This window comes from Amycolatopsis nalaikhensis (genome assembly GCF_030264295.1).
GTDB lineage: Bacteria > Actinomycetota > Actinomycetes > Mycobacteriales > Pseudonocardiaceae > Amycolatopsis > Amycolatopsis nalaikhensis.
The window spans coordinates 1,592,245-1,605,978 of the sequence record NZ_CP127173.1 but is presented as its reverse complement, the minus strand read 5'-3'; the positions used below and the strand labels follow the sequence as shown (position 1 = coordinate 1,605,978).

At 71.6% G+C, this 13,734-nt stretch carries 14 protein-coding genes and 1 pseudogene; 12 read left to right on the top strand and 3 right to left on the bottom strand.

The features are described 5' to 3' along the window. Positions 1-57 precede the first annotated feature (57 nt). Positions 58-1,215: an acyl-CoA dehydrogenase family protein gene (locus QP939_RS07600; protein WP_285455871.1), complete on the top strand. Its 1,158-nt coding sequence runs from the start codon at positions 58-60 to the stop codon at positions 1,213-1,215. A 52-nt stretch (positions 1,216-1,267) separates the two neighbouring features. On the opposite strand, the gene QP939_RS07595 is transcribed toward QP939_RS07600, so the two are convergent. After that, complete coding sequence (locus tag QP939_RS07595; protein WP_285455870.1) at positions 1,268-2,122, bottom strand: helix-turn-helix domain-containing protein; 855 nt, start codon at positions 2,120-2,122, stop codon at positions 1,268-1,270. A 145-nt stretch (positions 2,123-2,267) separates the two neighbouring features. Between QP939_RS07595 and QP939_RS07590 the strand changes: the two genes are divergently transcribed. The 9 genes from QP939_RS07590 (at position 2,268) to QP939_RS07550 (ending at position 9,491) form a co-directional block, all read left to right on the top strand. After that, on the top strand, positions 2,268-3,206 hold the full coding sequence (locus QP939_RS07590) for an alpha/beta hydrolase (protein ID WP_285455869.1): 939 nt from the start codon (positions 2,268-2,270) through the stop codon (positions 3,204-3,206). An 88-nt stretch (positions 3,207-3,294) separates the two neighbouring features. Further along, positions 3,295-4,224, top strand: coding sequence for an esterase/lipase family protein (locus QP939_RS07585; RefSeq protein WP_285455868.1), 930 nt, complete (start codon positions 3,295-3,297; stop codon positions 4,222-4,224). A gap of 68 nt (positions 4,225-4,292) precedes the next feature. Further along, on the top strand, positions 4,293-4,718 hold the full coding sequence (locus QP939_RS07580; protein ID WP_285455867.1) for a hypothetical protein: 426 nt from the start codon (positions 4,293-4,295) through the stop codon (positions 4,716-4,718). Positions 4,719-4,785: 67 nt separating this feature from the next. Then, on the top strand, positions 4,786-5,031 hold the full coding sequence (locus QP939_RS07575; protein WP_285455866.1) for a hypothetical protein: 246 nt from the start codon (positions 4,786-4,788) through the stop codon (positions 5,029-5,031). A 66-nt stretch (positions 5,032-5,097) separates the two neighbouring features. Continuing rightward, the gene (locus QP939_RS07570) at positions 5,098-6,489 is read left to right on the top strand and encodes a sensor histidine kinase (RefSeq protein WP_285455865.1); all 1,392 of its coding nucleotides are present in this window, start codon (positions 5,098-5,100) and stop codon (positions 6,487-6,489) included. Next, positions 6,486-7,151, top strand: a complete 666-nt coding sequence (locus tag QP939_RS07565; protein WP_285455864.1) for a response regulator transcription factor — start codon at positions 6,486-6,488, stop codon at positions 7,149-7,151. The genes QP939_RS07570 and QP939_RS07565 overlap by 4 nt, the downstream gene beginning before the upstream one ends. Positions 7,152-7,208: 57 nt before the next feature. Further along, complete coding sequence (locus tag QP939_RS07560; protein WP_285455863.1) at positions 7,209-7,784, top strand: DUF4956 domain-containing protein; 576 nt, start codon at positions 7,209-7,211, stop codon at positions 7,782-7,784. Continuing rightward, positions 7,781-8,551, top strand: a complete 771-nt coding sequence (locus QP939_RS07555) for a VTC domain-containing protein (RefSeq protein WP_285455862.1) — start codon at positions 7,781-7,783, stop codon at positions 8,549-8,551. The genes QP939_RS07560 and QP939_RS07555 overlap by 4 nt, the downstream gene beginning before the upstream one ends. Before the next feature lie 124 nt (positions 8,552-8,675). Then, positions 8,676-9,491 (top strand): DUF1206 domain-containing protein, encoded by an 816-nt coding sequence (locus QP939_RS07550; RefSeq protein ID WP_285455861.1) that lies wholly within the window; start codon positions 8,676-8,678, stop codon positions 9,489-9,491. Here QP939_RS07550 and QP939_RS07545 read toward each other — a convergent pair. Then, positions 9,488-11,332 (bottom strand): elongation factor G, encoded by a 1,845-nt coding sequence (locus QP939_RS07545; protein ID WP_285455860.1) that lies wholly within the window; start codon positions 11,330-11,332, stop codon positions 9,488-9,490. The two genes, QP939_RS07550 and QP939_RS07545, sit on opposite strands and share 4 nt — an antisense overlap. Positions 11,333-11,580: 248 nt before the next feature. Between QP939_RS07545 and QP939_RS07540 the strand changes: the two are divergent. After that, a pseudogene (locus tag QP939_RS07540) lies at positions 11,581-12,053 on the top strand (DoxX family protein). Positions 12,054-12,088: 35 nt separating this feature from the next. Here QP939_RS07540 and QP939_RS07535 read toward each other — a convergent pair. Continuing rightward, on the bottom strand, positions 12,089-12,793 hold the full coding sequence (locus QP939_RS07535; protein ID WP_285455859.1) for a TIGR03089 family protein: 705 nt from the start codon (positions 12,791-12,793) through the stop codon (positions 12,089-12,091). Positions 12,794-12,901: 108 nt separating this feature from the next. On the opposite strand from QP939_RS07535, the gene QP939_RS07530 reads away from it, so the two are divergent. Further along, entirely contained in the window at positions 12,902-13,732 is an 831-nt protein-coding gene (locus QP939_RS07530; protein ID WP_285455858.1) for an NAD(P)H-binding protein, read from the top strand. Positions 13,733-13,734: the final 2 nt, after the last annotated feature.

The window sequence follows — 13,734 nt, the reverse complement described above, 5'->3', positions numbered from 1 at the left end:
GAACGAGCGCTAACATCGATCCGGACTCTCCCGACGTCGTAGAGAAGGTGACCCGAAGTGACCGACGGCCTGTACCAGCTTGCCGAGGAGCACGAGGAGCTGCGGGCCGCGGTCCGGGCTCTGGCCGAGAAGGAGATCGCGCCGTACGCGGCCGAGGTCGACGAGAACGAGCGTTACCCGATCGAGGCTTACAACGCGCTCGTGAAGTCCGGGTTCAACGCCGTTCACATCGGCGAGGAGTACGACGGGCAGGGTGCCGACGCCGTCGGCGCCTGCATCGTCATCGAAGAGGTCGCCCGGGTCGATGCTTCAGCTTCGCTCATCCCGGCGGTGAACAAGCTCGGCACCCAGCCGATCATCCTCTCCGGCTCGGAGAGCGTGAAGAAGCTCGTCCTGCCCTCGATCGCGTCCGGTGAGGCTTCCGCCTCCTACGCCCTTTCGGAGCGGGAGGCGGGCTCCGACACCGCCTCGATGCGGACCCGGGCTCGGCTCGACGGCGACCACTGGGTCCTCAACGGCACCAAGTGCTGGATCACCAATGCCGGTGAGTCCTCCTGGTACACCGTCATGGCCGTCACCGACCCTGACGCCGAGAAGAAGGCCAACGGGATTTCGGCCTTCGTCGTGCACAAGGACGACCCTGGGTTCTCGGTGGGTCCGAAGGAGAAGAAGCTCGGGATCAAGGGGTCTCCCACCCGGGAGATCTACTTCGAGAACTGCACCATTCCCGAGGACCGGATCATCGGCGAGCCCGGGACCGGCTTGAAGACCGCTCTGCGGACTCTCGACCACACCCGGCCGACCATCGGCGCTCAGGCTCTGGGCATCGCGCAGGGTGCCCTCGATGCTGCTGTCGCCTACGTCAAGGACCGCAAGCAGTTCGGGAAGTCGATCTCCGAGTTCCAGGGTGTTCAGTTCATGCTCGCCGACATGGGGACCAAGATCGAGGCCGCTCGGCATCTCGTCTACGCCTCGGCCGCTGCCTCCGAGCGTGGCGACAAGCGGGCTGGGTTCATGGCGTCCGCGGCGAAGGCCTACGCCTCGGATATCGCCATGGAGGTCACCACCGACGCCGTTCAGCTCTTCGGTGGGGCTGGGTACACCCGGGACTTCCCCGTTGAGCGCATGATGCGGGACGCCAAGATCACGCAGATCTACGAAGGCACCAACCAGATCCAGAAGGTCGTCATGGCCCGCGCCCTGCTCAAGGGCTGAGTCTCCACTCGAAGCCCGACCACGGCCGGCGGCACCGGGTGTCGCCGGCCGGTCAGGTTCCTTGTTTCTCGGTGGCCCAGGACGTCATGATCAGCAGGGCGTCGTGGGACGGCGTTCCCTTTTCCGCCGTCAGGACCATCAGGCGCTGGCCTGATCCGTCCGGGCTCGCCCATGTGTCGCAGTCCAGGGTCAGCTCTCCCACCAGTGGGTGCCTGTAGTGCTTCGTCCCGTAGCTCGCGCTGTTCACCCTGTGCTCGGCCCACCACCCGCGGAAGTCCTCGTCCTGGACCGATAGGTCGCCCACCAGCCTGGCCAGTTCCGGGTCCTCCTGGTCCTTTGCCGCCTCCAGGCGCAATGCCGCTACCGCGTCCCTCGCGTCGTGTGCCCAGTTCACGTGCAGCTCTCGGATCGCCGGGTTCGTGAACAGCAGCCTGAGGTAATTGCGGCGGTTCTGGGGGATTTCCGCGAAGTCCGTGAACAACGCCTTCGCCGCCGGGTTCCAGGCCAGGATGTCGAGGCGCTTGCCCAGTACCAACGCCGGGGTCTCGGTCAGCTGGCTCAGCAGCCTGGTCATCGCCGGGCGGACCCGCTGGGGCGGACGGCGGCGGCGGGGCAGTGCGTCCGCCCTTCCCGCCAGCTCGTACAGGTACCGCTGCTGGTCCTCGTCCAGGCGCAACGCCTTCGCCAGCGTGATCAGCACCGGTGCCGATGCCCGGACCCGGCCCTGCTCCAGGCGGACGTAGTAGTCCACGCTGATCGATGCCAGGTGGGCCACCTCCTCGCGGCGCAGCCCCGCCACCCTGCGCGCCGAGTCCGGCTCCGGCAGGCCGCACTCCTGCGGGGTCAGCTGGGCCCGGCGGGCCTTGAGGAACGCGCCCAGCGCTCGCGGGTCCGTCTCCGACGTCATGCCTCCAGTCTCCCGCCGCCGCCCGGGGGAGGGGAGTAGCGAAGGGGGGCAAGTCTTTTCCCAGGCAGAAACCTGTCTCTCCCGCCCCGGCGGAATCGGGCGCAAGTTGGTGGAGCAACCACCGACGACCCAGGGAGAACCTCCGATGGCCAAGACCACCGTCACCTTCGACAGCGCCGGCATCCCGCTCGCCGCGCACCTCTACACCCCCGACACCCCCGCCTCCGGGCCGCTGCCCGCGCTGGTCGTCGGGCACCCCGGGACCGGCGTCAAGGAACAGACCTCCGGCACCTACGCCCAGCTCATGGCCGAACGCGGGTTCGTCACCCTCGCCTTCGACGCCGCCTACCAGGGCGAGTCCGGGGGCCTGCCGCGTGGCCTGGAAGACCCCGCCCAGCGCGTCGAGGACTTCAAGGCCGCCGTCTCCTTCCTCACCACCCGGGATGAGGTCGACGTCGAGCGCATCGGGCTGCTCGGGATCTGTGCCTCCGGTGGCTACTCGCTCTCCGCCGCCGGGGGTGACCACCGCGTCAAGGCCGTCGCCACCGTTTCCGGGGTCGACGTCGCCCGGCAGTTCCGCTTCGGGGCCGACGGCACCCAGGATCCCGCCGTCTTCCAGGGGCTGCTCGACCTCGCCGCGCAGGCCCGGACCGCCGCCGCCCGGGGGGACGACCCCGGTGTCATGACCATGTTCCCCGAGACCGCCGAGCAGGCCGGGGCCCTCGGTGGGGAGCACGGCGTCGAAGGCTTCGAGTACTACTGCACCCCGCGCGGTGCGCACGAGCGGTCCGCGAAGTTCCTCGCCTGGCCCAGCCTCGACAAGCTCGCCTTCTTCGACGCCTTCCGCGCCGTTCCGCTGATCGCGCCGCGGCCGCTGCTGCAGATCATCGGCAGCCGGGCCGTCACTTCGTGGATGGCCGTCGAGATCCACCAGCTCGCCGCCGGGCCCAAGGAGCTCCACTGGATCGACGGCGCCAGCCACGTCGACCTCTACGACAAGAAGGAGTTCATCGACCCCGCCGTCGAGAAGCTCGCCGACTACTTCACCGGCGCGCTTACCAGCAACGACACTGAAGGAAAATGACCCACTAGGGGGAGTGTCCGGACAAGTTACTTGCGCGTTAAGTCTGCGGTGACGCGGATCACCATCGGTTCACAGAGAGGTGAAACGGATGGGCGCAACGACGCGCAGGTGGCTCACGGCGGCCGTCGCCACGGTGGCGGCGCTCGCACTGGGGACGGGGACCGCCCAGGCGGCCGAACGGGAACCGACCGGGCCCGTGCAGCCGAACATCCTGACGGCCGCCCTCTACTCGCTGGGTGCGCCGACCATCGCGCCGCCCGGGGCGAACGACTGGAACTGCAAGCCCAGCGAGCGGCACCCCAACCCCGTCCTGCTGTCCAACGGCACCACCGCCAACGCCTACGAGAACTGGGCGAACCTTTCGCAGAAGCTCGCCGACGCCGGGTACTGCGTCTTCGCCGGGAACTTCGGCGGCACGCCGGGGACCTTCCTGCAGACCGTCGGCCCGATCGTCGACACCACGAAAGCGCTTGCTGCCTTCGGGGACAAGATCCTCGCCGCCACCGGGGCCGCGAAACTCGACGTCGTCGGGCACTCGCAGGGCGGGATGAACATCCGGTACTGGATCAAGTACCTCGGCGGTGCCGACAAGATCAGCAGGCTCGTCGGGCTGTCGCCGTCCAACCACGGCACCGACCTCTTCGGCCTGCTCAGCACCCTCGAGATGATCCCGGGCGTGCCCGCCGCGCTCGGCACCGTCTGCCAGGCCTGCAACGAGCAGACCGTCGGCTCGGACTTCCTCACCGACCTCAACGCCGGTGGCGAGACCGTGCCCGGCATCCAGTACACCGTGATCCAGACGCGGTACGACGACGTCGTGACGCCGTACACGAGCGCGTTCCTCAAGCCCGCGCCGAACGTGAAGAACATCCTGCTGCAGAACGTCTGCGGGCTCGACTTCACCGACCACCTCGGCATCACCTACGACCCGGTCGCCCAGGGGCTCGTGCTCAACGCGCTGGACCCGGCCCACGCCAAGACGCCGCCGTGCGTGCCTGTGCCGCCCGTCATCAGCTGAGTTTCGCCACATGAGACATAACCCACCGCCGGGGCGGTTTTCCGCTCCGGCGGTGCCACCCTCGAAGGATGTACTGGCCGGTTCCGGCGTCCTGGACGCCCCACGACGAAGCCGAGCTGGTCGCCGGCTGGCGGCTGTGGCTCGAACTGTCCGACCGCGCCTGGCCGACGGCCGCCTGGGACGGCACGCCCGCCGACGCGGCCCGGCAGCTGCGGGAGCTCCTCGGCGCGTGCGACGAGATCGAAACCGCTTACCGGGCGGCGGCGCGTGAGCCGTCACCCGGGTTCCTGAGCCTGACGCAGGGGCTCGCCGTTACCGCGGGCTCGGTGATCAGCCTGTGGTTCGACGACTTCGACCAGCTCGACGGCGAACGCGCGGCCCTGCTGCACGAGGACCTCGCGCGGTTCGCCGAACAAGCCGAGCAGGTGCTGACGCTGCTCGCGGTCAACGGCGGCTGGGCCCGCCTCGACGAGGTGCGCCGCCGCCCCGCGTGAGAGCGGATGAGAAAGTTCTCATCCGCCTTTCACGACCGGCTCACGACGGCCCGGAACCGTGGCGGGCATGAACCGCAAGATCGTGCTGGCGCTGGCGCTGGCCGTGGTCGTCGCCGCGGGTGCGTTCGCGGTGCGGGCGACCTCCGCCGCGACGCCACCCGACCTCGGCCCGCCGATCGTCGCGCCGGCCGGTGGGGGAGCGCCCGCCCCGGCCGACGGCGGCGCGCGGCCGGTGCCGCCCCAGGTGGCCGGGGTCGGCGATGCCGACGATGATGACGACATGCCTGATGGCGACGACGTGTTCGACGACTGACTGCTTTCGGGGGGTTCGGGTGGCGGAGTCCCCGGCCCGGGGCGGAGCCACGGAGGTCACTGAGCCATGAGCGCCCGCGCCCGCATCCTCGGCTGGGTGCTGCTGGTTGTCCTGCTCGCGTTGGCGGGCACGCTGCTGGCCACCCGGACCGTCCTGCACAACCAGCTCGACCAGCGGCTCGACACGGAGATCTCGCACGAGTCGGCCAAGCTGCGCGCCTACCTCGCTTCACCGGACTCGCGGCAGCCGGACGTCGACGCGCTGCTGCACCGCTACCTCGAACGCAACCTGCCCGAGCAGCACGAGACGTTCTTCTCGATCGTCGGCGGCGCCGCCGCGCGGCGCAGTGCCGTCGAGCCGCCCGCCCGGCTGGACACCGACCGCGCGCTGGTCGCCGACCTGGCGCGGGCCACCACCCCGGGCTACGGCACGGTCGAGACGGCCGTCGGGTCCGTGCGCTACGGCGTGCTGCCCGTGTCCGTGGAAGGCGATCCGCGGCGCGGGGCGCTGGTCGTCGCCGAGTTCGTCGACCACGCCGCCGGCCAGATCGACGACGTCCTCGGCGTCATGGCCGCGATGTCGGGGGCCGCGCTGGTGCTGGCCGGCCTGGTCGGCTGGCTGGTCGCCGGGCGGATCCTCGCGCCGGTGCGGGAGGTGCGGCTGGCCGCCGAGCAGATCGGCGAGTCCGACCTGACCCGGCGCATCGACGTGCGGGGCTCGGACGACGTCGCCGCGCTCGGCCGCACCTTCAACACGATGCTCGACCGGCTCGAGCGGGCCTTCGCCGACCAGCGCGAGTTCATCGACGACGCCGGGCACGAGCTGCGCACTCCGATCACCATCGTGCGCGGGCACCTGGAGCTGATGGGCGACGACCCGGACGACCTGGCCGTGACGCGCCGCCTGGTGCAGGACGAACTCGGCCGGGTGCAGCGGATGGTCGACGACCTGCTCGTGCTGGCGAAGTCGGGCCGTCCGGACTTCGTGCACCCCGGCGCCGTCGACCTCGCCGACCTCACGGTGGAGACATTGGCCAAGGCGCGGCCGCTCGCCGAGCGGGTTTGGCGGCTGGACGGGGTCGCCGAGACCACCGTCCGGGCGGACGGGCAACGGCTGGTGCAGGCGCTGCTGCAGCTGGTCGCGAACGCCGTCCGGCACACCACGGCGGAGCAGGAGATCGCCGTCGGCTCGGCGGTCACGGCGACGTCCGTGCGGCTGTGGGTGCGCGACACCGGCGAAGGCGTCCCGCCGGACTCGCGGACCCGGATCTTCGAGCGGTTCAAGCGGGGCAGCAACGCCGACGGCGACGACGGCGCGGGGCTGGGCCTCCCGATCGTCGCGGCCATCGCCGCGGCCCACGGCGGTTCGGTGCGCCTCGACAGCGTGCCCGGCCGCGGGGCCACGTTCACCATCGAGTTCCCGCTGACGCGGGTGTCCACTGTGGAGGCACTCCGGTGACCAGCATCCTGGTGGTCGAAGACTCGGCGCGGATCGGCGCGTTCGTCGAAAAGGGCCTGCGTGCCAACGGGTTCGCCACGCACTGGGCGAAAACCGGCGCGGCCGGGCTGACCGAGGCGCTGACCGGCGCGCACGACCTCGTCGTCCTCGACCTCGGCCTGCCCGACCTCGACGGCGCCGACCTGCTCAAGGCCCTGCGCGCGGCCGGGCGCACGACGCCGGTCGTCATCCTGACCGCGCGCGACAGCGTGCTCGACCGGGTGGCAGGCCTCTCCGGCGGCGCTGACGACTACCTGTCGAAGCCGTTCGCGTTCGAGGAGCTGCTGGCCCGCATCCGGCTGCGGCTGCGCGGGCCCGCCGACGCCGAACCCGCCGTGCTGCGCGCCGGTGACCTCGGCCTCGACCTGCGCACCCGCCGGGCTTCGGTCGGAGGAGTGGAGTGCGACCTGACGGCGCGCGAGTTCGCGTTGCTGGAGACGCTGATCCGCAACCGCGGGCAGGTGCTTTCGCGCGAGCAGCTGCTGGGCAGCGTGTGGGGGTTCGACTTCGACCCGGGGTCGAACGTCGTCGACGTCTACGTCCGGTACCTGCGCCGGAAGGTCGGCGCGGAGCGGATCGAAACCGTGCGGGGCATGGGTTACCGGCTGCGGACCGTCGAATGAGGACGCTCTCATCTGCGTCTCACGGCCCTCTCCCGGTGGGCGGCCACAGTGGACTCCATGATCCAGACACTCCTGCACCTGGTGGCCGACCTCGCCGCCGCCTCCTTGCTCGCCTTCGGTCTCTACGCGCGGCGTCACCAGCGGCGTGACCTCGCCTGCGCGTACCTCGCGCTGAACGTCGGCGTCTGCGCCGCGGTTGCCCTGCTGGCGGCGGTCCCCGCGGCGAGCGCGCTCGGGTTCGGCCTGTTCGGCGTCCTGTCGATCATCCGGCTGCGCTCGGACGCCATCACCCAGCAGGAGGTCGCGTACTACTTCGTCGCGCTCGTGCTGGGCCTGGTCAACGGCATCCCGGCGGCGGACTGGCGGCTGGTGCTGCTCTTCGACGTCGTGCTGCTCGGCGTCCTGTACGTCGCCGACCACCCGGCGCGCGCGGGCGGTCCGGTGCGGCGGACGGTCGTGCTCGACACCGTGCACCCGGACGAGCGGGCGCTGGTCGCCGACGTCGAGGCGCGGCTGCACGGCACGGTCGTCCGGCACCAGGTGTCCGAAGTGGACTACGTGCGCGAGGTGACCGTGGTCGACGTCCGGTTCCGGCCGCACCCGGTGCCCGCCCGGGCGGTGGTGCCGCGGTGAGCGAGCGCGGAACGGCCGTGGTCTCGGCCGTGACGGGGAGCCTGCCCGGCCTGTCGCTCGCGGAAGTCGTCGCCGGGAGCGAGCTGATGACCCGCGCGGACCGCAAGTACCTGCTGCGGCTCCCGGACTTCCTCGCGGTGGCCGACGCGCTCGGTGACGGGCTGCTGGCCCTCGACATCGAGGGGCGGCGGTCGTTCGCCTATTCGTCGGCTTACTTCGACACGCCGGACCTCGCGGTGTTCCGCGCCCACCGGCAGGAGCGCCGGCGCCGGTTCAAGATCCGGACCCGCACGTACGCGGACACGGCCGACACGTACTGCGAGCTGAAGCTCAGCGGCCGCCGCGAGGAGACGATCAAGCGCCGCCACCCGCACCCGACCGCGGCGGCGGACGTGCTGACGCGCGAGTCGCTGGCCTTCCTCGGCCGGGTGCTGGGCTCGGCCGGGCACGACGTCCCGGGCGGGCTGGCCGCGGTGCTCGTGACGGACTACCGGCGCGGCACGCTGGTGACGGCCGATCGCCGGACCCGGATCACGTGCGACACGGCGCTCGTCTGGTCGGCCGGGACCCGCTCGCGTGCCGCGTCGCGGGACCTGGTGCTGCTGGAGGTCAAGTCCGCCACCGAGCGCAACCCCGTGGCGGAGACGCTGTCCCGGCTGCGGCTGCGGGAGACGTCGGTGAGCAAGTACTGCGCCGGGGTGGTGGCGCTGGGCCTGGCCCCGGGGAACCGGTGGCTGCCGGTGCTGCGCCGGCTCACCGCTCGCTGACGGCGGCGGCGACCCCGGTCAGTAGCCGATCAGTCGCGCATCCGCACCGCGCCCGTCCCATCGCCGCGCGAATTAAGCCGCTCGGCCCAATCGGACCGGCGCGGTGCTGGGTACTCCCCCTGGCATGAACCGGACAGAGGCGACCGCCGAACGCGGCGAAAAGAGCGATACCGCGCAGCTGCTCGGCCGCGCCGGCATGGCGTGCTACGGCGTCGTGCACCTCGTCATCGCCTACCTGGCGCTGCAGGTGGCCTTCGGGGACAGCGAGCAGGCCGACCAGAAGGGTGCCCTGCAGCAGGTCGGCTCGACGGCGTTCGGGCAGGTCCTGCTCTGGATCCTCGCCGTCGGACTGGTCGCCTTCGGGCTGTGGCAGTTCCTGATGGCCGCCGTCGGGTACACCTGGGTCTTCGGCGGGAAGCGCACGCGCAAGCGGATCGGCGCCGCCGCGCGCGGGGTCGTCGGGCTCGCGCTCGGGTTCACCGCCTTCCGGCTCGCCACCGGCAGCGGGGGCGGCGGGTCGAGCAGCCAGCGCCAGCAGGAGTTCACCGCCAAGCTGCTGTCCCTGCCCGCCGGGCCCGCGCTGGTCGTCATCGCCGCGGCCGCCGTGTTCGGCGTCGCGATCGCCGCCGCGATCAAGGGCGTGAAGCAGAAGTTCCTCGAAGACCTCGACACGACCGAGCTGCCCGGCCGGTCCCGCCGCTGGGTCGGCTGGCTGGGCACGACCGGTTACCTCGCCAAGGCCGTCGTCTTCACGGTCGTGGCGATCCTGCTCGCCATCGCCGGCTTCGACGCCGACGCGCACAAGGCGGGCGGGCTGGACGCCGCGCTCAAGACGCTCGCCGCCCAGCCCTTCGGCACCGTGCTGCTGACCGTCGTCGCGCTCGGGCTCGCCGCGTTCGGCGTCTACTGCTTCGCGGCCGCCTGGGCGCACAAGCGCTAACGGCGCGCCACCCGCGCGAGGTATTCCTTGCGGTCCAACGGGTTCTCGCCGGTCCGTGGCCGCGTCGGCGGGGGACCGGGGCAGGGGCGGTACTCGGCGAACTCGCTGAGGAACACCCCTTCGCCCTGGCTGAGCGCGGGCAGGGCCTGCTCGAACTCGTGGACGTGCCCGGCCGGGATGGTCCCGTGCAGTGTGCACGAACTGGCGCCGACGACGGGCTCGCCGGGCACCGCGCGCAGGTCCGCGAGCTTGAGCAGCACCGCGCTGACGGCGTTCGCCGGGATCTCCAGCTCGAACCGGTGCACCGGCTCGTGCACCCGCGTCCCGGCCTCCCGCAACGCCGCCATCAGCACCAGCGGCGTCATCTTGCGGAAGTCGCCCGCGGCGCTGAGCGGGCTGAAGAACGCCGTGTGCGTGAGCGTGACGGCGCAGTCGAGCACCTCCCAGCCGTACAGACCCTGCTCGAGGGTGGCGTGGACGGTCTCTTCGATCGCCTTGTGGAACGCCAGCGGCAGCGAACCCAGCTCGACCGACAGCCCGAACGTGACGCCGGGGCCGGGTTCGACCCGCAGCCCGACCGTCGCGAAGAAGTACAGCCGTTGCTCGGGATCGAGGTGTTCGACGGCCTCGCCGCGCCCGACCGGCTTCTCGACGTACAGCGTGCGGGTCGGCTCGAAGGTGACGTCGATCCCGGCGCCGTCGGCCAGCATCGCGCGCAGCACCTCCTTCTGCACCTCGCCGTAAAGGCGAACCGAGACGTCGTGGCCGCGTCGGCGGACGTCGATCAACGGGTCCTCTTCGGACAGCCGCGTCAACGCCGCGAACAGCGCGGCGGCCTGCTCGGGCCGGACCGGCCGCACCACCGTCTCCAGGCTCGGCGGCGCGAACACGCCGTCGCGGGCGGTGCCGGGGGAGCCGAGCCGGTCGCCGATCCGGACCTCGCGCAACCCGCGCACCCGGGCGACGTCCCCGGCGAGGGCGACGTCGTCCCCGGCGACCTCGACCGCCGAAACCCGGCCGGTCAGCTCGGTTTCGCCGCGGTAGAAGGAAATCCGCTGCCGCGGCGCGAGTGAGCCCGACCGCAGCCGGGCGTAGGCGATCTTCTCCCCGGCGCGGCCGCGGTCGATCTTGAACACGGTCGCGTCCAGCGGTCCGGCACCGCTGCGTTCGGTCGCCGGGAGCAGCTCGGTCATCGCCGTCACGAGGTCGGCGACCCCGGCGCCGGTGATCGCCGAGCCGGACAGCACGGGGTGCGCGTCGGCGCGCGCGACCTGGCGGGCCAACTCGGCGCGGCAGGCGGCCTCGTCGACGCGTCCCTCCACATAGGACTCCAGGAAGGCGTCGTCGCCGTCGGCGAGGAATTCGGCGAGTTCGTCCGCGTTCAGCGGGATCGCGCGTGGCGCCAGCTTCGCGCGGATGTCGTCGAGCTGATCGCGGGCGCCCGCGCGGTCGGTCTTGTTGACGAAGACGAGCGTCGGGATGCCGAGGCGGCGCAGCGTCCGCATCAGCACGCGGGTCTGGGCCTGGACGCCTTCGACGGCCGACACCACCAGCACGGCGCCGTCGAGCACGCGCAGGGCGCGTTCGACCTCGGCGATGAAGTCCGCGTGGCCCGGGGTGTCGATCAGGGTGATCCGGGTGTCGCCGCTGGTGAAGGAGACCACGGCGGAGCGGATGGTGATGCCGCGACGGCGTTCCAGCTCGAGGGAGTCGGTCTGGGTGTCGCCGCGGTCGACGCTGCCGAGGCGGGTGATCGCGCCCGCTTCGAAGAGCAGGCGCTCGGTCAGGCTGGTCTTACCGGCGTCGACGTGCGCCAGAATGCCGATGTTCAGGGTTTTCACGGTCGTGGGAGATCCTTTGTGACGCGGGTGACAGGCCGGGTCGGACGGTCTGTCGGCGCATCGGGGTCTCCTCACGGTCGTGGACGCAGGTCAGGGCGAAGATAGCCGCGCGGCGGTGGTCGGGGAAGCGAATTTCCGTCCCTGTCGGTTCCCTGTCGATCACCCTCCGGAGCTTCGGGTGCGGGTGCCGGGTCCCCTACTTTGGGTCGGGTCAGTTGAAATTTCACCTACCGGGGAGCTGAAACGGGATGTTCGGACGGTTCAAAGACGTGGCCCTGTTGCTGGGGAGGATCGGCGTCGCGGTCGTCTTCCTCGCGCACGGGCTCCAGAAGTGGAACAACGGCATCGACGGCACGGCGAAGTTCTTCGAGATGACGGGCATCCCGCTGCCGACGGTCGCGGCGGTCTTCGCGATGACCGTCGAGATCCTCGGCTCCCTCGCGTTCATCGCCGGTTTCCTGCTGCCGCTCGTCGGCCTCGGCTACGTCGTGATCTCGCTCGGCGCGCTGCTCTCGGTGCACATCGACAACGGCCTGACCGGCCAGGGCGGCTACGGCTCGTCCTGGTGCTGGCGCTGGCCGGGCTCGCCCTCGGCTTCAACGGCGGGCGGCTTTCGCTGGACCACCTGCTGTGGGGCCGCAAGCGCGCCCGCCAGGCCGAGTCCGCCGAGCTTCCAAACGGCCTGACCCGCGAAGTCACCCTGCGGGTCGTGAGCGTTTAGGGCGGTTAGAACCGCCCTAAACACTCACGACAGCGTCAAGCCGGGAGGTCCGCCGTGGTGCGCTCGGCGTCGCGGCGGGCCGCCAGCTTCGCCGGGTCCGCGTTGCTCACGTGGACCAGGTGAACGCCCGCGGCGAGCGGGACGAGCAGGCCGTCGAGGATGCCCTCCGGTCCGCTCCAGTCCTTCGTGGACAGCACCCGGTCGTCCGGGGTGAGCCCGAGTTTCGCCGCGCGGGCGCGGGCTTCGGCCAGCACCTCGTCCACAGTGGACTCGAACAGCGCGGCCGTGTCGCCGGGGATCGGGAAGAGCGGGCTGAACTGGTCGCCCGCCGCGCGCGACTCCGTGAGGTAGTCGAACGCGCCGCCGCCCGGCGGCTCGGCCAGGCCGCGGCCCATCGGGTCGAGCGTCACGACGGCGGTCGCGGCCGCGCCGGTCGGCTCCGGATCGTCGGGTCCGACGAACGCCACCCGCGCGCCCGCGCCTTCGGTCACCACGCGCGCCCCGCACCACCACGCCCCGAGCAGCACGCCGACGGTCTGCCAGTGCGCCGGGAGCTGCACCGCCACGGCGTCGCCCGGCTCGACGTCGAACTCCTCGGTCAGCCAGTTCGCCGTCTTCGCCGCCCAGTTGGCGGTGGTCGCCACGGACAGCTCGACGCGGCTGCCCAGCTGGTCGTCGTAGTGGGTGATCAACGGTTTGGCGGCCGGCAGCGGGCGCAGCAGCTCGTCGGTCAGGCTCATGTGGACAAGGCTAAAGCGCGAACCACGCGCTTCGCCGGTTGACACGGCGTCTCCCGGCTCAGTACGTTTGCTTTGCAAGCAAATCTATCTCGTCCCTGGGGGACCACCATGACCATTCTCGTCACCGGAGCGCGCGGGCACGTCGGCCGTGCGGTGCTCGACGCGCTCGTCGCCGCGGGTCAGGACGTCCGCGCGTCAAGCCGCGACGCCACCACGCTGGACGTGCCCACCGCGAAGGTGAGCGCCGACCTGGAGGATCCGTCCACACTGGACGCCGCGCTCGACGGCGTCTCGGCGGTGTTCCTGTACACGCGGCCGTCGGGGATCGACGGCTTCGTGAAGGCGGCCGAGGCGGCGGGGGTGCGGCACGTCGTGCTGCTGTCCTCGGGCGCGACGCTCGAACCGGATTCCGCGCACAGCCGCATCGCGCGCGTCCACCGGGCGGCGGAGGAGGCGCTGATCGCGGCGCCGTTCGCGGAGACGATCCTCCACCCGGGCGCGTTCGCGACCAATGTCCTGGGCTGGCGCGCGGACATCGCCGAGGGCGTCGTCCGCACCCCGTACCCGGACGCGCGGATCGGCGCCGTCCACGAGCGGGACATGGGGGACGTCGCGGCGAAGGTGCTCGCGGACGGCTCCCACCTCGGGGAGGCGTTGCAGCTGACCGGGCCGGAGCCGATCAGCTTCCGTGAGCAGGCGGCCGTCCTCGCCGACGTCCTCGGCCTGCCGCTGGCGGTCGAGGAGCTGACTCCCGAGCAGGCCACCGAGCGGATGGTCGCGCTGGGCTGGCCGCCCGAGGTACCGCCGGGCGTCCTGCGGGTGTGGGAGCGCACGACCCGGGAGCCGGCACCGGTGACGGACGTGGTCCGCGAGGTGACCGGGCACGCGCCGCGGACGTTCCGCCAGTGGGCGGAGGACCACCGCGCCGACTTCGCCTGACG